This window comes from Hyalangium minutum (assembly GCF_000737315.1).
Taxonomy (GTDB): domain Bacteria; phylum Myxococcota; class Myxococcia; order Myxococcales; family Myxococcaceae; genus Hyalangium; species Hyalangium minutum.
This window is the reverse complement of sequence record NZ_JMCB01000028.1, coordinates 187,862-206,072: the sequence shown is the minus strand read 5'-3', so window position 1 is coordinate 206,072 and position 18,211 is coordinate 187,862. Positions and strand designations below refer to the sequence as shown.

Here is an 18,211-nt window from a genome sequence, read left to right as displayed (position 1 = left end):
GTCCCAACAGGCCTTTCTGCACCCTCTGTCTGCCATCTGACGGGCACCCCCCGCCAACGGTGCGCCGCGTCAAGCACTTTCTGCTTGCCATAACCAGGAATCAGAGTAAAAACCATGAAAGCGCTTTCACGAGTTTAGAGCGAAAATGTAATTCGAGCTTGGGGGTAGAACATGAGCAGACGCGGAACGCCGTCCTGGAAGCAGTCCCTATTGAGTTGCAGTGTCTGGGTCTTCGCTCTGGGCGCGGTGGGCTGCGTCGTGGAGGATGTCCCCGAGACCTCCGAGCCTGCTCAGAGCGTGGAGCCACTGGAGCCCGGGGCCTCGAGGACGCTCACCATCTCCGGTCAGCCGTTCACTCTGACGTGGGATGACGACTTCGGAGGCGCGCTGAACGGGGGCCAGGCCAAGTCCTTCCTCAACACGGCCAACTGGACCAAGGAGAACCTGGGCGTCAACTATGAGCAGCAGGCCTATACGAACCGGGAATGTCCGGACAACCCCACCAACTGGAACTACTGTGTCGAGAACGGCAAGCTGACGCTGCTGGCTCGCCAGGAGCGGCTGGACTGCGTGGTGTGGCAGCAGTGCACCACCAGCAGCCAGTGCGGCACCAACGGCACCTGCGCGGCCACGGGCTACTGCGTCTACGATCAGAACCGCAACGGCAAGTACGACCACGAGGAGTGCGCGCCGTCCAATGGCGCGTCCAACCCGCCGGGCAACGGCACGACGTACAGCTCGGGCCGCATCAAGAGCGACGAGAAGGTCGAGTTCCGCTACGGCTACATCGAGTTCCGCGCGCGCATGCCCTTCGCGGACCTGCCCGCGGGCGCCATCCCTCCCAACGGCATGTGGCCGGCCATCTGGCTGCTCGGGGCCAACACCGCCATCACCAACGGTGGCCGGGATGACAGCTCTGGCTGGCCGATGTCGGGCGAGATCGACATCATGGAGTACTCGCAGATCCGCGAGAACCCGGCGCTGTTCCCCACGAACGAGGCCATGGGCTTCAACGCGCTGTGGCGCGAGTATCCCGAGGCCGGTGAGATGGCGGCGGCTTCCGGCGGCTGGCAGGCGAACGCTTGCAGCGACTGGCCCAACCACGGAGACGCCAAGTGCGACGGTGACGTGGGCGGTGCGCGCGTGCAGTGGCCGGGCCGGACGATCGACTACCACCAGTGGCACACCTGGGGCTTCCTCTGGGATGAGAACGGCTTCAAGATCTACATCGACAACCTGCCGCAGAACGGCGGGACGCCCGTGGGCACCTTCACCATCGGCGACAACGCGACCGAGTTCCGCCAGCCGGTGTACCTGCTGCTGAACAACGCGGTGGGCGGTGAGCTGGGCTGCCTGGGCTGGTCCGGCCGGTCGTGCACCAGCAGCGCGCAGTGCGCCAATGGCGCGGCGTGCTCGGGCGGCAAGTGCCAGGAGACGCCGGGCTCGTGCGTGAACATCGACTGGGCCGCCCACGGTGACAAGGCCAAGCTCGAGGTGGACTACATCCGCTGGTACCACCGCAACTCGGGCTATCCGCAGGCCGCGCGCGCCGCGTGCCAGGACAACAACGGCGATGGCAACCCGGACAACATCATCCGCAACTGCGGCTTCAACGAGGACTTCACCTACCACCGCACGGATCTCTTCTTCGAGGGCGGCGGCGGCCTCACGGACGTCATCAACGAGGGCGGCACGCGCGGCTTCGTGCAGTGGGTGCGCGTCGACAACGGCGGCTCGCAGCCCTACAGCGTGCAGATCCGCCAGGAGGGCTTCCCGCTCTCCGCTGGCACCACCTACGCGTGGAAGGTGGACCTGAAGTCCAGCGTGGCCCGCACCATCACCCTCAAGGTTGCCCAGTCGGCATCGCCCTGGGGCGTGCTGTCGACCTTCAACTGCAACGTGGGCACCGGCTGGACTACGTGCACCGGCCCCAACTTCACCCCTACGGCCGCGGGCACCTACAAGTTCGAGATCGACGCGGGCGGCACCGCCTACAACAACACCCAGGTGTACGTGGACAACATGTACCTGGGCGCCACGGCCAACGTCTGCCAGCCGGACTGCACGGGCAAGCTGTGCGGCAACGACGGGTGCGGCGGGACGTGCGGCGCATGCCGCTCGGGCACGACGTGCTCCACCTGGGGCCAGTGCACCGCCTCGACGAGCACTTGCACGCCGTCCTGCTCGGGCAAGACGTGTGGCAGCGATGGGTGCGGCGGTAGCTGCGGCACCTGCTCCGGGAGCAGCACCTGCAACAGCTCGGGCCAGTGCGTGGGGACGGCCCCCACCCCCGTGCGCAAGGAGGCGGAGAGCGCCACGCTGACGGGCTGCTTCGCCGAGGCGGGCGGTGACAGCGGCAGCAAGGTCGTCGCCTTCGAGGGCGGGGACACCCTCTGCTGGAGCAACGTCACGATGACGGGCTTCACCACTGCTACGGCCCACGTGGGCGCTCCGTACCCCAGCGGCCAGGCGCAGCTGAAGTTCAACGGCACCGTGATTGGCACGCTCACGCTGAGCACGGCGACGGGTGGCTGGAGCAGCCCCAACCTCACCAACATCTCCACCGCGATCTCCGCGAGTGGCACCGGCACCCTCTGCCTCGCGGGGCTCACGCACCCCAACGGGTGGATCTACTCGGTGGACTACCTGGATCTGAAGTAGGCCGTCCGGTTCGCGCAACCCCTCCCCATGGCGACGTGATGGGGAGGGGTGTGCCCGCAGAGCGGCCCCCTCCGCTGTCGTCAATGTCGTTGCTGTGAAGCTGTTGGCTGTTTCTTCACCCTCTCGCCTCTCCCCAATCGCTATGAACCCTATACCCGTACTCCTCCAGCGCTCGACGAGCGCCTGGATCCGGTGGGCGTGTGCCTGCTTCCTGGGCCTGATGGCACTCACCCCCGCGGCCGCACAGGCTCAGACCAACCTCGCCCTCGGCAGACCTGTCACCGTGTCCTCCTCGGATGGCGTGTTCATCGGCACCTCCGCCGTGGATGGCGATCCGGGGACGCGGTGGAGCAGCGGCTTCACCGACAACCAGTGGATCTACGTCGACCTGGGCACGGCCACGACGATCACCCGCGTGAAGCTGAGTTGGGAGACCGCCTACGGCCGGAGCTACAAGATCCAGACGTCCAACGACGCGGCCACGTGGTCGGATCTCATCTCGGTGACCAATGGCGACGGTGAGATTGATGACCTGACCGTGGCGGGCAGCGGCCGCTATGTCCGCATGCTCGGAGTGCTGCGGAACACGGCGTACGGGTACTCGCTGTGGGAGTTCGAGATCTACGGCAGCGCCGGCACCAGCACGACGGATCTCGCCCGTGGCAGGCCCGCGACGGCTTCGAGCATCCAGAACAATGACCCGGGCCTGGGGCCCACCTATGCATTCGATAACAACGCGGGCACCCGCTGGTCCTCGGCCGTGGCGGATCCGCAGTGGATCCGCGTGGACCTGGGCTCGGCTCAGCAGATTGGCAAGGTGGTCCTCAACTGGGAGGGCGCCTACGCCAAGACGTACACCATCGACGGCTCCAACGATGACGCGAACTGGACGACCCTGGCCACCGTCACCAACGGCGCGGCGGGCATCAAGGAGATCACCGTCTCCGGCACCGCGCGCTATGTGCGCATGCGCGGCACCGAGCGCGGCACCGGCTACGGTTACTCGCTGTGGGCCTTCGAGGTCTACGGACCTGGTGGCACCACGCCGCCCCCGACGCAGACGACCAACCAGACCATCAAGCTGATGTTCCCGGAGCTCGCCTACGCGAAGATCAACGTCAGCCCCACGCCGCTCAACGTGACGCCCGTGCCCGAGGAGGGCTTCGCGACGCCGTCCGTGCGCAACCCGCCGGGGCCTTTCACCTACCTGCTGACGTTCCCGCCCAACACCACGGTGACGATGTCCAAGAACCAGTTCTCGCCCACCGAGCCCAACACGGACATCCGGCTGGTCGTCACCACGTCCTCGGGTACGCAGCGCGCGCAGTCCGTGACGGGGCTCGCGGTCCAGGACGCGCAGTGGCAGGTGGAGATCTTCTCCACGGGCACCACGACGCCTAACCCTGGCGGTCCCATCATCCCGGACCCGTACGTGGCTCCGGCGCCGCCCGCGGTGGCGGGCGCGTTCGCCGTCACGGCTCCGGCCAACGGCGCGATGATCACCAACACCCGTCGGCCGACCTTCACCTGGGCCGCCGTCACGGGCGCCACCAGCTACAAGCTCTACGTCAACATCACGCGCAACGACTACAACTGGATGGCCGCGGGCAACCTGCTCGACCGCTTCACGGAGGTGGGCACCACCACCGGCACCTCCTTCGCCCTCACGCAGGACCTGGTCGATCGGTGGACGTACAAGTGGTACGTCGTGGCGCAGCTGTCCAGCGGGAGCACCAGCCGCTCGGATCTGCGCACCTTCAGCGTCTACCTCCCCACGGTGGAGACGGTCAGCGACGGCGTGCCGCTCATCAACGGCATGCGCGACCTGAACAAGAACGGGACCATCGAGCCGTACGAGGACTGGCACAACCCCATCGCCACGCGCGTGAACGACCTGATGGGCCGGATGACGCTGCATGAGAAGGCCATGCAGATGTTCTACGACTCCAAGCTCTTCCCCCTGGCGGGCTTCACCATGGGTCCCCTGTCGCCGCAGGAGATCGTCAGCTACCAGACGGCCAACGCGGGCACGCGCCTGGGCATCCCGATGATTGACGCGGGCGACAGCATCCACGGCTTCAAGACGAGCTGGCCCACGCAGCCGGGCCTGGCCGCGTCGCGCAACCCGCAGAACGCCTGGGAGATGGGCGACATGCAGCGCCGCGAGCAGCTCGCGGTGGGCAGCCGCGGCACGCTGTCTCCGCTGGCCGAGGTAGGCACCAAGGTGCTCTACCCGCGCATCCAGGAAGGCAATGGCGAGGACGCGGATCTGGCCGCGGGCCTCACGCGCGCTCTCATCGCCGGCCTGCAGGGGGGCCCTGAAGTCAATCCGCACTCCATCTGGGTCACCACCAAGCACTGGCCGGGCCAGGGCGCGGGCGGTGAGGGCGGCATCGTCTACGACGGCACCACCATCCACTACCACATGCGTCCGTGGCACGCGGCCATCGAGGCGGGCACCAGCGGCATCATGCCCGGCTACGCCGGCAGCAACCTGCTCGGTCCCGAGGGGTACGGCGCGGGTGACAACCCCAGCATCATCAACTACCTGCGCACGAACCTGGGCTACAACGGCGTCATCTGCTCGGACTGGCTGCCCTCGGGGGCTTGGGTGCGCTCGGCCACCGCCGGCTCGGACGTGATGGGCGGCGCGACTCCCTCTCAGATGGGCACCTTCGAGACGGACGTCAGCGCGACCAAGATCGATCAGGCGGTCCGCCGCATCATCGAGCTGAAGTTCCGCATGGGCCTGTTCGAGGACCCCTACCGCGGCGGCCCCGCAGGCACCTCCGCGTGGCACACGGCCGACAACAAGTTCCTGGCCCGCCGCGCCTCGCAGGAGTCCATGACGCTGCTCAAGAACGACGGGGCGCTGCCGCTGCGCCTGCCCGCCGGTGGCAAGCTCGTCATCGCCGGTCCTCGCGCGGACGATCAGTCCTGCATGGTGACGTGGCGCTCGGACTTCCACGGCACCGAGTTCGGTGACCCGACCATCTACGCGGCCCTCAAGGCCCGCGCCGAGGCCGCTGGCCTGACCGTCTACAAGGACGCCGCGCCCGCGGGGGTGACTCCGGACGCCGCCGTCGTGGTGGTGGGCGAGAGCTACTACACGCACGGCACGGAGTGGGACAAGGAGAAGCCCTACCTGCCGGGCGATCCGATTGGCCCCGCGCACGACGCGAAGTGGAGCGACCAGTACAACATCATCACGGGCTTCAAGTCGCGGGGCATCCCGACGACGACGGTGTTGATCATGCCGCGGCCCTACATCCTGACGAACGTGGTGCCGCAGACCAACGCGCTGCTGGTGGCCTACCGTCCCGGTGACATGGGTGGCTACGCAGTGGCGGATATTCTGTTCGGCGACGCGCTGCCTCGCGGCCAGCTCCCCTGGCAGTTGCCGCGCTCCATGAGCCAGATCGGCACCGATGTGCCGACCAACCAGCTGGAGAAGTGGGACCTGCCCTTCGACCTGGGCGCCACGGACGCGGAGCGCACCACCATCCGCCAGAGGATCGCCGCGGGCCAGCCCATCCAGCCCATCTACGGCAACCCGCTCTTCCAGTACGGCGTGGGCATCCAGGGCTTCGGGCTGACGGACTCCACGCCTCCCACGGCCTTCGCGCTGCAGACGCCCGCCAACGGCGCCACGCTCACGACGCGGCCCACGTTCGCTTGGGCGGCGAGCTCGGATGCGCAGACGGGCATCCAGCGCTACGAGGTCTTCCTGGACGGCACGCCGTACCCGGTGGCAACCACCAAGACCACCTCCTCCCCGCTGGATGGGGTGCGCCTCACCAACGGAGCGCACACCTGGTACGTGAAGGCCTTCAACTGGGCCAACGGCGTCACCCAGTCGGCCACGTTCAGCTTCACGATGAACGACACCACGCCGCCGGCCGCCTTCGCCCCGCTCATTCCGGCCGCGGGCTCCACGGCCTCTGCCAACCCCACGCAGTTCATCTGGGAGCACTCGAGCGACGTGGGTGCCGGTGTCTCCGAGTACGTCCTCATCGTGGACGGCACGGATCGCTCGCCGACCATCTCGCACAGCGGCGCGGTGAGCCCAACCGCCAACCTGGCGTTGGGCAAGAACGCCTCGGCCTCGTCCAACGAGTTCGGCAGCCCGAGCGACGCGTTCGACGGCAACATCAACACGCGGTGGTCCAGCCTGGTCACGGACACGGAGACCCTGGCGGTGGACCTGGGCGCGGTCTACTCCATCAAGCGCATCGTGCTGAAGTGGGAGGCCGCCTACGGCAGCAAGTACGTGCTCGAGGCGTCGCTGGACAATGTGACGTGGAAGCCGCTCTACACGGAGAACGCGGGCAATGGTGGCACGGATGATCTGACCGGCCTGAGCGGAGTGGGCCGCTACGTGCGGATGCGCGGCGTCCAGCGTGGCTCCGCCTACGGCTACTCGCTGTGGGAGTTCGAGGTCTACGGCGTGGGCACGGCGCAGACCTCGCTGAGCGGGCTGGCCACGGGCTCGCACACCTGGCGGGTGCGTGCGGTGGACGGCGCGGGCAACACCACGCTGTCTAGCGGGCCGCTCACCTTCACGAAGTAGCCCGGGCAACAGCAGCAGGAAGAAAGCGGCCGGCCCCTCTCACGAGGAGCCGGCCGCGGTGTTTTCAGGGGTCCCTCTGACTCTCCGGGCTTCACTTACGGAGTGCCGTACACCTCCACTTCATAGAGGGAGTAGCCGTAGCCCGTGGCCCGGCGGGTCCCGTAGATCCGCAGGTACCGGCCAGAGCCGGACAGCCCGGTGAGGTCATCCACACCACCATCCCCGTTGACGACCGATTTGATCGAGGTCCACGAGGAGAGGTTGTTGGAGACCTGGATCTGGTAGTCCTTGCCGTAGGCGGCCTCCCAGGTCAGCTTCACGCGCGAGAAGCTCTTGGTGGAGCCGAAGTCCAGCAGGAGGTACTGCGGATCAGAGAAAGTGCTGCTCCACCGCGTGCTCAGGTTCCCGTCAATGGCATTGCCCGGGAGCGTGCCGTTGCTCTCACTGGAGGAGGAGACCGCCGAGACCGGCGTCAGGCGGCCGCTCGAGGTGCCTGCGAACGGCAGGCTGACATAGAGCTGCCCCAGCTCCGTGAGCTGCCCGGAGTTCCCCAAGAGGTTGATGTTGGGGATCTCGTTGTTGCGGCCGGAGAACCAGGCGTAGCGGAAGACAGCGGGCTCGTTCTCCAGGTAGTTCACCGCGTCCGTCATGTACTGCTTCTGGAGCGCCAGGGTGATCTGATCGTGCGGGCGGTCTCCGCACGCGAACTCGGTGAGCCAGATGGGCTTGTTGTACTTCTTGAAGAGCCCGATGTACCACTGGAGCGCCCCGAGGTCGCACGCGTACCAGTGGACCGCGATGTAATCGACCTGGCAGCTCGGGCAGGCGGCGAAGAACGCATCCAGGTAGGTGACGGGATCGGAGAAGGTGACGCCTCCCTCCGAGACGCAGTCGCCGCAGTAGTTCACTGCGGGGGCCACCAGCTTCAGGCCCTTGCGCCGGGCGACGTCTTCCAAAATGGGCCACAGCTGCGCGGCCCGGCTCGGCGTCATGTTGGCCTGGCTCCGGAAATTGGGCTCATTGAAGCCCAGCAGGTACTGCGTGCCCGCAGGGATGGAGGCCGCCAGTTGGTCGGCATTCGGGGTGCCGCCCCAGACCATGGGGACAAAGGCCACCCCCGCCGACTGGTAGACGCCCGCAGCTCCCGCCTCGGGCGTGGGAGACCAGTTGTACCACCAGCTCATGCCTCGGGAGAGCGCCTGCATGTCTTGCGCTGAGTGGTACCCGTAGCCCAGGCCCCGCTTGGGGCTCTTGGTCTGCGCCTCGGCGGCATGGAACGCGGCAAACAACAGGATGAAGATTCCCAGTCTTTTCATGTCACGGCCCTCGTTCAGCGAATGAAAAAGGGCCGGGGTGGCGATCCATTGCCACACCCGGCCCTCGGTCTACTGCTGTGTTACGGCGTGCTGCGGAGACGTTGCTCTAGAAGTACACGTTGAACTCGCGCATCGACCACCACGACGAGTTCGAGCCGGTCTGCACCACCCGGATGTAGCGGGCGTTGCGCGCCGAGAAGGTCACGGTGATGACCGGCCCGGTGCCCGTGCCGCTGGCGACCACGCTGCCCCAGGTGCTCCCGTCATTCGACACGTACACCTCATAGCCACGGGCGTAATCCCCGTCGCTGCCGGTGGAGTCCATGACGATCTTGTTGAAGGACTTCACCGCCTGCATGTCGACGATGAGCGCCTGGCCAGCGGCCATCGGCGAGCCCGTGGTCCAGCGCGTGGCCATGCTGCCATCCAGCAGGTTCGACGCGGGCTCGCCGCTCGACGGCGTGGAAGAAGCTGTCCAGCCCGTGCGCGAGAGCGCCGCGCCCGTGCCGCCGCCGCCCGACTGGGTGGTGGCGCTGGCGGTGTTGCTGGCGGCCGAGACGTTGCCCGCCGCATCCTTGGCCTTGACCGTGTAGCTGTACACCGTCGAGGCCGCCAGCCCCGTGTTGCTGTACGAAGTCCCCACCGTCGAGGCAATCAACGTACCGGAGCGGAAGACGTCGTAGCCCGTGACGCCCACGTTGTCCGTCGAGGCGCTCCAGCTCAGGTTGATCTGGCTGCTCGACACGGCGGTAGCCGTCAGGCCCGAAGGAGCGGTCGGCGCCTGGGTGTCGGTCGCGGCGCTGCCCTGGTACTCGGAGACGGTCTGCCGCATGGCCTCGGCGGGGGTGTTGGCATAGACGCGGCCACCGGTGTTGTTGACCAGGTGGGTGATCTCGCTGCCGGCGATGCCGTTCAGCCAGATGGTCGTCATGTGGTGGATCTTCACGCCCGAGGCGTTGGGGGCCTCGATGGCGCTGTTCAGCTTCACGGCCGCGTCCCGGAAGTAGGAGTACACACCCATGCCCCAGGCCTCGTGCGTGCTCACCGTGTCCGCGATCTTGTACGAGGCGTAGCCGTTCACCGTGCCGCTGCGGCTCATCCACGACGCCTGGTTGGGGACGTCGTAGGGGATCTCGGACTGGTAGAAGTAGAGGCGGCCCCCGTTGCCGTTCCACACCGTCTGGTACTCGTTGTGGTGCTCGTTGAAGAGGCCATACAGCGTCACGTTGGCGCCGTTCACGATCAGGCCGTTCTTGGAGACGTTGGACGTCCAGGCCGCGCCCGCCCCGTGGTCCGCGCGCCACAGCCAGAAGTGGTCGCCGATGACGTGGTTGCTGTTGATCTTGATACCGACATCGCACTTGCCGTTGGTCCCGCCACCGATGCGCACCGTGATGTCATGCAAGGAGGTCGGGTTGGCCGAGTGGTTGGCCGAGCTGCCCGTGGGGCCGACCTCGAGAACGCTGGGAGAGTTCACCGGACCGGCATCGAACGTCAGCCCCGCGATCTTCACGCCATCCACGTCGGCGACCGCCAGGGCCGCCTTCCCAGTGGTGGGGATCAGGGTGGCCAGGCCAATGCCCAGGACGACGGTGTTGGGGTTGTTCACCTGGATGGTGTCGTTGAGCTGGTAGATGCCGGGGGTGAACAGCAGGTGCTTGCCCTGGCTCAGCGCCGTGTTGAGGGTGGCGGCCGTGGCCGTCTCCGGGCGAGCGATGTAGAACTGATCGATCGAGATGGACGTGCCCGGCGTGTTGCCCGCGGACCAGCTGACGCCCTGGGTGTTCGTCTGGAGCGCCGGGACGAAGACGTTATAGGTGCCGGCGTTGCTGATGTAGAGGTAGGGCTTCTCGCGGATGATCGGCGTCTGGGGGACGACCGTGTAGGGCGGCTCCGGGAAGGTGGCGGCCGAGGGCGTGTTGAGGCTGCCCACGAACACCATGTTCCACACGGCGTTGTTCCAGCCACCCCAGCTGCTGTTGCGCGAGAACCACTGCTGCTGCGAGGCCGGGACGACCAGGCCATCGACGACGGAGTCCGCCAGGAAGCCACCGCTGGCCCAGCCGGCATTCCAGTTCGAGTCAAAGTCGAACAGGTGGAGCTCGCCACGGACGTGCAGGCGGCGGAGCGGCGCGGCCTGGGAGACGGCGATCTGCGTCGTGCCGCCCGTGGGGGTGACCGACAGGTTCTCGATGGCGCGCCAGAAGTTGCGGGTGGCGTTGCCGTTGTCCCAGTCGGCGTTGACGTTCACGCCGCCGTTGATGGTCACGTTGTCGGGGTGCTGTCCCAGGCCCGCGACGTGCGTGTAGAAGCCGACGTTGAAGGTGACGTTGTATGTGCCCGGCTTGAAGAGCAGCGCATAGCGCTGGGTGCTGAACTCGGCGGCCTCCAGCTGCGTGAAGATGGAGGTGGCGGCGGATTGGATGTCCGCCGCCGGCATGGTCGGGTCAAAGACATAGACCTTCGGACCGAAGATCGTCGTGGTCGCCTCGGAGACCGGTACCGCATGAGCCGTGCTCGGATACGTCGAACACAACGTTGCCGCGGTAGCCAACGCGGAGACCGTTGATGCCATTTTCCTGATCATTGTTTTCCTCCCGTGAACGAAAGGCGCACGCATCCCGTTGGCTCCCAGGACTCTTGGGAGCTCCGCGTCGGCTGAGGCTCAGATTGTGGTGCGTTGCGTCAGAGGCGCCCGTCTGCCTTTGGAAACACCGGGCACCCTAAATACATATGTAGAGCCGATTACTCGGAGAGTAAAGCAATTTTTGAGAGCGCTTTCAAAAATCTCGGCGTTTTCATGCCACGAGCGCAAAAGCGTTGAGAGCGCGACAGTGGCGCTCTCAATTTCCGCTAAGAGTTGTATGGCTTTATGCGTCAAATGACGCAATGAGACACAGCAGGCCTTGTTGGGGCCCGCAAACCCGCCTGATTCATGAATGCGCTTTCAGGTGGGCAGGGCTTGGCCTACTGAACTTGAGCCAGGATGTCGTTCAGCATCTGCTCGGTGAACTTGCCCTCGGAGAAGTTCACCAGCTTGTAGACGGGCATGTCATTGACGAACACGAGCGTCGACAGATCGGCCTTCTTCCGGGCGCGCTCTTCCTGGGGTGTGCGCTTCACCTGGCCCGCGTCCGGGGACGGCTCGCCCATGATGACCTTGGCCAGCCGCGAGTAGAACGCCTCGCCCTTGGGGTGATTCTTGAACTCCTTCACCATGGACTCGCGCGTCAGCTTGGGGAAGGTCACCTGGGTCGCTTCCACCTGGACCTGCTTTCGCAGGGGCAGGTCCCGGGAGGAGCTGCCGGCGAGGATCTCGAACCGGCCCGGGTTGACGGACCAGCGGCGGAGCGCGGCGTCGAAGGAGGCGAAGTCCCGGGGCTTCAGCGTGAAGCTGACCGTCTTCTCCTCGCCGGGCTCGAGCGACACCTTGGCGAAGGCCTTAAGCTCCTTCTCCGGGCGGCTGACCGCGGGCTTCTCCTCGCGGACGTAGAGCTGGACGACTTCCTTGCCCGCGAGCTTGCCCGTGTTCTTCACCTTCAGCTGCACGGTCAGGCTGCCAGTGTCCTTGATGGACGCGGCGCCGAGGGTCAGGTCCGAGTAGGCGAACGTGGTGTAGCTCAGCCCAAAGCCGAACGGGAACAGCGGCTCGAGGTCCTTCTTGTCGTAGTACCGGTAGCCGATGAAGACGCCTTCGCCGTAGTGGGCCTTCTGGTTGAGACCAGGGAACTCGGTGGCGGTGGGCGTGTCCTGCAGCCGCTGGGGGAAGGTCTCCGCCAGCTTCGCCGAGGGGTTGATCCGGCCGGTCAGGATGTCGGCGATGGCGCCTCCGCCCGCCTGGCCCGTCAGATAGCTCTCCAGAATGGCCTTCACCCGGTTCACCCAGGGCAGGGTGACGGCGGAGCCGTTCATCAACACCACCACTGTGTTGGGCTGGGCCTGGGTCACCACATCGATCAGCCGGTTGTGCCCCTCGGGCATCTCCAGGCTGGAGCGGTCGAAGCCCTCGGACTCGTGGCTGTCCGGCAGCCCGGCGAAGACGATGGCCACGTCCGCATCGCGCGCCTGCTGCCGCGCCTCGTCGAGCAGCTGCGCGGTGGTCTCGCCCTCCACGTCGTAGCCGCTCGCGTAGCTGAGGCGCTCGCTCCCACCCAGGATGGCCGCCAGCTCGTCATAGGCATTGGAGATGCGGGTCGGGTTCACCTGCGAGCTGCCCGCGCCCTGGTAGCGAGGCTCCTTGGCGAAGGCGCCAATCACGGCGATCTTCTTCTTCGCGCTCACGTTCAGGGGCAGGAGGTGATCCTCGTTCTTCAGGAGGATGACGCTCTCGCCCGCCACCCGCCTCGCCAGGGCGTGGTGCTGGTTGAGGTCGGCGCGAGCCCCAGACCGGCGGTGCTCCGAGGCCTTGAGCACCACGGCGACCAGCGACGTCACCACCTCGTCCAGACGTGAGATGGGCAGCTGTCCCGCTTGAGCGGCCTCGATGATCTTCTTGCGATTGACGTCACCGCTGCCGGGCATCTCCAGGTTCAGCCCCGACAGGACGCCCTTCACGCGATCGTGCACGGCGCCCCAGTCCGACACGACGAAGCCCTCGAAGCCCCACTCCTTGCGGAGGATGTCCTCCAGCAGGAAGGGGTTCTCGGAGGCGTAGACCCCATTCACCTTGTTGTACGAGCACATCACCGACCAGGGCTGGGCCTGGGTGACGGCGATCTCGAAGGCCGGCAGGTAGATCTCTCGCAGCGTGCGCTCGTCGAGGATGGAGTCGCTCATCATCCTCTCGAACTCCTGGTTGTTCACCGCGAAGTGCTTGAGGGAGGTGCCCACGCCCTCGCCCTGGACGCCCTGGATGTAGGCCGCCGCCAGGTGGCCCGTCAGCACGGGGTCCTCGGAGAAGTACTCGAAGTTGCGCCCGCCCAGGGGAGAGCGCTTCATGTTGATGCCCGGTCCCAGCACCAGCTGCACGTCGTTGGCCTGGCACTCCTTGGCCAGGGCGGCGCCCACCTGCCGGACCAGCTCCGTGTCCCAGGAGGAGGCCAGCGCGGAGCCCGTGGGGAAGCAGGTCGCGGGGACGCTCTCCGCGACGCTGGCTCCCAGCGACTTCCGGAGCCCGTGAGGACCATCCGCCATGAAGATGGAGGGCAGGCCCAGCCGCTCGATCGCGTGGGTCCTCCACGCGCCATTGCCAGACAGGAGCAGCGCCTTCTCCTCCAGCGTCATCTGAGACACCAGCTCCCGCGCTCGTGCGTTGTGGTCTTTGGACTGTTCGGACATGTCAGAGGTCCTCGTGTGGGCGGCGGGCCGGGCTCAGGGCACCGGCACCGCATTCTCGCTGATGACGCGCTGGTACCAGAGCGCGCTGTCTTTGGCGATGCGCTGCTGGGTCCGGTAATCCACCCACACGATACCGAACCGCTGGGAGTAGCCGCGGTCCCACTCGAAGTTGTCCATGAGCGACCACACGAAGTAGCCGGCCAACGGGACGCCCCCGTCCATCGCGCGGCGGGCCGCGAGGAAGTGGTCTCGCAGGAACGTGAGCCGCTGCTCATCCGGCACCCGTCCCTCCGCATTGGGAGGGGTCGCGTAGCTCGCCCCGTTCTCCGTCACGTAGATCTTCCGTGGCCGGTAATCGAGGTGGATCCGCAGCAGGAGCTCCCGGAGGCCATCGGAGTGGACCTCCCAGCCCATGTCGGTCCACTCCCGCTCGGGCGCAACGTGCACCGTGCGGGGCTCGTTCTTCTCCTCCGGCACCTTGCCGTTCCGGAGGACCGCGCGCGAGTAGTAGTTGATGCCCAGGAAGTCGCACTTCGCCGCGATGGCCTCGAGGTCCCCGGGCTGAACGAAGGTGAGCCCCTCGGGCGGCAGGTGTCCCGCCGCGATGTAGTCGGCGACCATGTCGGCCGGGTAGTGGCGCCCGAACACGGGGTCGAGGAACCAGCGGTTGAAGAAGCCGTCGAAGTGCCGGGACGCGTCGTGGTCCGCCGCGCTGGGCGACGCGGGCTCGGCGGGCGTCAGGTTCAGGGTGATGCCCACCTCGGCTCCCGGGCTCTCCGAGCGGATGACGGGGACGGCGAGCCCGTGCGACAAGAGCACGTGATGGCTCGCGGCGAGCGCCGCGCTCCAGTCCTTCAGCCCAGGCGCGTGGCGGCCCTCCTGATAGCCGAGCATGCTCGTGCACCAGGGCTCGTTGTGGGTGATCCACTTCTTGACGCGGTCGCCGAGGGCGCGCGCGACGATGCGCGAGTACTCGACGAACGCCTCGACGACGGGCCGCCGGGCCCAGCCGCCCTCATCCTGGAGCACCTGGGGCAGGTCCCAGTGGTACAGCGTCGCGTAGGGCTCGATGCCCGCCTCGAGCAGTGTGTCCACCAGGCGGCCATAGAAGTCCAAGCCGGCCTGATTCACCTTCTGACGCCCCGTGGGGAGGATGCGGGGCCACGCCACCGAGAAGCGGTAGTGCTTGATGCCCAGGCGCTTCATCAGCGCGACGTCTTCGCGGAAGCGGTGGTAGTGGTCGCAGGCGACATCGCCGTTCGTCCCGTCCTCCACCTTGCCCGGCGTCTTCGAGAAGCGGTCCCAGATGGACTCACCGCGTCCATCCTCCAGGGCCGCGCCTTCGATCTGGTAGGAGGAGGTGGCGGCTCCCCAGGCGAACCCGAGGGGGAAGTGGATGAGCCCGCTCATGAGGCTGCCCCCTGGACCGCGCTCTTGGCGGCCATGGCGCTCAGCTCGGACGTTCCCAGAGGCAAGGATGCCGCGCCCAGCCCGTACAGGTGGCACCGCACCCAGCGGTCCTTGCCGAGCTGAGTCGTACCCGGCATCTCCCGGCGGCACACGGGCATGGCGTTCGGGCACCGGTCGGCGAACGGGCAGCCGGGCGGCGGATCGATCAGCTTGGGCGCGCCGGACTTCGCCTTCAGCTCGGTCGTCATCGAGCCGTTCGGATCCGGCACCGCGGAGAGCAGGAGCTGCGTGTAGGGGTGCGCGGGCTGCTGCATCAGCTCCTCGCTCGGCGCACCCTCTACGATGTGGCCCGCGTACATCACCATCGTCCGGTCCGCGAAGTAGCGCGCGCTGGCGATGTCATGCGTGATGTACAGATAGGAGATGCCGTGCTCCTCCTTGAGGCGCTCCATCAGGTTCAGCACGCCGACGCGGATCGACACGTCGAGCATGGAGATCGGCTCATCCGCCAGGATGACGGAGGGGCCCGGCGCCAGCGCCCGGGCAATCGCCACGCGCTGCCTCTGCCCGCCCGAGAGCTGGTGAGGGTAGCGGGTCGCGATCTCGGCGCCTGGCTTCAGCTCCACGGTCTCGAGCAACTCCGCCACGCGGTCTTTGAGCTCGCCGGCGCCCTTGGCTTTCCCGTGGAGGAGCAGGGGCCTCTCCAGGTGGTTGCCGATGGTGTGGACCGGGTTCAGCGAACCGAACGGATCCTGGAAGATCATCTGCACCTGCGACCGGTAGGCGAGCGAAGCCTGCCGAGGCTCCTCCTGGAGGACGTCCCGACCCCGGAAGAGGATCTTCCCGGAGGACGGCTCGAACAGCCGCACGAGCACCCGCGCGATCGTGCTCTTGCCGCTGCCGGACTCGCCGACGAGCGCGACCACCTGCCGCTGCCCCAGCGCAAAAGAGACTTCATGGAGGGCTCGCAGCTGCTTCGTCCTGAAGAAGCCCCCACCGACCTGGAAGTATTTGCTGAGGCCCTGCGCCTCGAGGATGGCTTCGCCCTGCCGGTCGGGGGTCGTCATGGGGAGTTCAGGTGACAGGCTTCGATGTGGCCAGGCCCCAGCTCACGCAGCAGGGGCACGTCTTCCTTGCAGCGGCTCGTGGCGGAAGGGCACCGGGGATGGAAACGGCACCCCGCGGGCAGCTTGCGCATGTCCGGGGGCGAGCCAGGAATGCCCACGAGCTTCCGGCGCGGGCCTCGAACCGAGGGCACCGAGCCCAGCAGCCCCTGCGTGTACGGGTGGCGGGGCGAGTCGTAGAGCTGCCGGGAAGGTGCCATCTCCACGAGCTTGCCGGCGTAGAGGACCGCGATGCGCGTGGAGAACTCGAGGATCAGCGACAGGTCGTGCGTGATGAAGAGAATCGAGAACCCCAGCTTGTTCTTGAGCTCCGCGACCTGGTGGAGGATCTCCTTCTGCACCACCACGTCGAGGGCCGTGGTGGGCTCGTCCATCAGCATCAGCGGCGGCTCGAGCGCCAGAGCGATGGCAATCACCACGCGCTGCCGCATGCCGCCCGAGAGCTGGTGCGGGTAGCTCGTGAGCCGCGCGCTGTCGATGCCCACGAGCTTCAGCAGGGAGACGGCCCGGTCGACGGCCTCGGAGCGCTTCACTTGCTGGTGCGCCAGGATGGCGTCCACGATCTGCTCCCCCACCGTGAGGATGGGGTTGAGAGAGTTCATCGCGCTCTGGAAGACGAGCGACACCTTGCGCCAGCGCAGCTCCCGCAGCCGCGCCTCGCTCATGTCCAGGATGTCCTCACCCTCGAAGAGCACCTGCCCGCCGGTGATGACCGCGGGCGGGCGGAGGATCCGGAGGAGGGCCTGGGCCACGGTCGACTTGCCGCTGCCGGACTCTCCGGCGAGCCCCAGCACCTCGCCCTTGCCGATGTCGAACGAGACGCCATCCACGGCGCACACGGGGCCCGTGGGCGTCAGGTACTCGACCCGGAGATCCCGCACCGAGAGCAACGTCTTGGGCTTAATGTCCATGGCTCCTCACCACGGGGGTCGTCAGGCCCCCCTCCAGGTCATGGGTCTTGAGGAGCCGCGTCCAGCTCCGCTCCGATCGCAGCCTCGGATTGGTGATCTCGTCGATGGCGAAGTTGATGAGCACGAGCGAGAACCCGATGAGCGCGACGCACAGGCCCGTGGGGACCACGGTCCACCACGCTCCCGTCAGCAGGGCCGCGTCATTGGCGGCCCAGTACAGGTTCGTGCCCCAGGTGACCACGCTGACATCGCCAATGCCCAGGAATTCGAGCCCCACCTGGGCGCCAATCGCGTAGACCGTCGCGGAGATGAAGCCGCTCATCAGGAGCGACGTCATGTTGGGGAGAATCTCCCGGAAGATGATCCGGAAGCGCCCCTCGCCGCTCACGATGGAGGCCAGCACGAAGTCCTTCTCCCGCAGCGAGAGGATCTGCGCGCGCAGCAGGCGCGCGTTCCACGCCCACCCGGTGATGACCAGCACCACGCCGATGGTGACCGGTCCCGGGTGGAGGTACGCGGCGATCACCACGGCCATGGGCAGCCCGGGGATGATGAGGAACACGTTGGTGATGAACGACAGGAGGCTGTCGACCCAGCCGCCCAAGAAGCCGGCGGCCATGCCCACGAGCGCGCCAATCGCCATGACGGCGAAGCCCGTCACGAACCCCACCACGAGTGATGTGCGGGCCCCCGCGATCGTCTGCGCGAGCACGTCTTGCCCCTGCCCGGTGGTGCCGAAGAGATACTCGGATGAGGGCGGCTGGTGCGGCGGGCCCACGAAGGCGGCCGGGTCCACTGACACCAGCGACGGCCCGCAGATCGCCATCAACACGAAGAAGAGCAGCAGCGCTGCTCCGGCCGAGGCCTTGCGGTTATCGAGGAGCTGCCAGATGAACCCCACGCGCTGCTTCTTGGCCTGAGTCGTCAATGACATGCCAGGCG

Annotated in this window: 9 protein-coding genes; 2 read left to right on the top strand and 7 right to left on the bottom strand. The window is 67.0% G+C overall.

The window, feature by feature from the left end:
- Positions 1-171: 171 nt before the first annotated feature.
- Both DB31_RS41700 and DB31_RS41695 read left to right on the top strand, forming a co-directional pair.
- Positions 172-2,661 carry a carbohydrate binding domain-containing protein gene (locus tag DB31_RS41700; protein WP_044198855.1) on the top strand — a complete coding sequence of 830 codons (2,490 nt, stop codon included), beginning with the start codon at positions 172-174 and terminating at the stop codon, positions 2,659-2,661.
- Between the two features lie 220 nt (positions 2,662-2,881).
- On the top strand, positions 2,882-7,231 hold the full coding sequence (locus tag DB31_RS41695; RefSeq protein WP_240487226.1) for a discoidin domain-containing protein: 4,350 nt from the start codon (positions 2,882-2,884) through the stop codon (positions 7,229-7,231).
- A gap of 95 nt (positions 7,232-7,326) precedes the next feature.
- Here the strand turns inward: DB31_RS41695 and DB31_RS41690 are convergent, their stop codons facing one another.
- The 7 genes from DB31_RS41690 to DB31_RS41660 form a co-directional block, all read right to left on the bottom strand.
- Positions 7,327-8,547 carry a glycosyl hydrolase gene (locus tag DB31_RS41690; RefSeq protein ID WP_044198853.1) on the bottom strand — a complete coding sequence of 407 codons (1,221 nt, stop codon included), beginning with the start codon at positions 8,545-8,547 and terminating at the stop codon, positions 7,327-7,329.
- 106 nt (positions 8,548-8,653) lie between these two features.
- Positions 8,654-11,122 (bottom strand): discoidin domain-containing protein, encoded by a 2,469-nt coding sequence (locus DB31_RS41685; protein WP_420806751.1) that lies wholly within the window; start codon positions 11,120-11,122, stop codon positions 8,654-8,656.
- 392 nt (positions 11,123-11,514) lie between these two features.
- The gene (locus tag DB31_RS41680; protein ID WP_044198851.1) at positions 11,515-13,824 is read right to left on the bottom strand and encodes a glycoside hydrolase family 3 C-terminal domain-containing protein; all 2,310 of its coding nucleotides are present in this window, start codon (positions 13,822-13,824) and stop codon (positions 11,515-11,517) included.
- A gap of 33 nt (positions 13,825-13,857) precedes the next feature.
- Positions 13,858-15,234 carry a GH1 family beta-glucosidase gene (locus DB31_RS41675; RefSeq protein WP_044198849.1) on the bottom strand — a complete coding sequence of 459 codons (1,377 nt, stop codon included), beginning with the start codon at positions 15,232-15,234 and terminating at the stop codon, positions 13,858-13,860.
- Positions 15,231-16,301, bottom strand: coding sequence for an ABC transporter ATP-binding protein (locus DB31_RS41670; protein ID WP_044198847.1), 1,071 nt, complete (start codon positions 16,299-16,301; stop codon positions 15,231-15,233). Before DB31_RS41670 ends, DB31_RS41675 begins: the two co-directional genes overlap by 4 nt.
- On the bottom strand, positions 16,298-17,269 hold the full coding sequence (locus DB31_RS41665) for an ABC transporter ATP-binding protein (RefSeq protein ID WP_044198846.1): 972 nt from the start codon (positions 17,267-17,269) through the stop codon (positions 16,298-16,300). The genes DB31_RS41670 and DB31_RS41665 overlap by 4 nt, the downstream gene beginning before the upstream one ends.
- The gene (locus DB31_RS41660) at positions 17,259-18,203 is read right to left on the bottom strand and encodes an ABC transporter permease (protein WP_044198844.1); all 945 of its coding nucleotides are present in this window, start codon (positions 18,201-18,203) and stop codon (positions 17,259-17,261) included. The genes DB31_RS41665 and DB31_RS41660 overlap by 11 nt, the downstream gene beginning before the upstream one ends.
- Between the last annotated feature and the right edge of the window lie 8 nt (positions 18,204-18,211).

What these genes read in the sequence shown, in the direction of transcription:
- DB31_RS41675 (WP_044198849.1), bottom strand. Translation starts at nt 15,234, where the DNA reads ATGAGCGGGCTCATCCACTTCCCCCTCGGGTTCGCCTGGGGAGCCGCC.
- DB31_RS41660 (WP_044198844.1), bottom strand. Translation starts at nt 18,203, where the DNA reads ATGTCATTGACGACTCAGGCCAAGAAGCAGCGCGTGGGGTTCATCTGG.
- DB31_RS41680 (WP_044198851.1), bottom strand. Translation starts at nt 13,824, where the DNA reads ATGTCCGAACAGTCCAAAGACCACAACGCACGAGCGCGGGAGCTGGTG.
- DB31_RS41695 (WP_240487226.1), top strand. Translation starts at nt 2,882, where the DNA reads ATGGCACTCACCCCCGCGGCCGCACAGGCTCAGACCAACCTCGCCCTC.
- DB31_RS41700 (WP_044198855.1), top strand. Translation starts at nt 172, where the DNA reads ATGAGCAGACGCGGAACGCCGTCCTGGAAGCAGTCCCTATTGAGTTGC.
- DB31_RS41670 (WP_044198847.1), bottom strand. Translation starts at nt 16,301, where the DNA reads ATGACGACCCCCGACCGGCAGGGCGAAGCCATCCTCGAGGCGCAGGGC.
- DB31_RS41690 (WP_044198853.1), bottom strand. Translation starts at nt 8,547, where the DNA reads ATGAAAAGACTGGGAATCTTCATCCTGTTGTTTGCCGCGTTCCATGCC.
- DB31_RS41685 (WP_420806751.1), bottom strand. Translation starts at nt 11,122, where the DNA reads ATGGCATCAACGGTCTCCGCGTTGGCTACCGCGGCAACGTTGTGTTCG.
- DB31_RS41665 (WP_044198846.1), bottom strand. Translation starts at nt 17,269, where the DNA reads ATGGACATTAAGCCCAAGACGTTGCTCTCGGTGCGGGATCTCCGGGTC.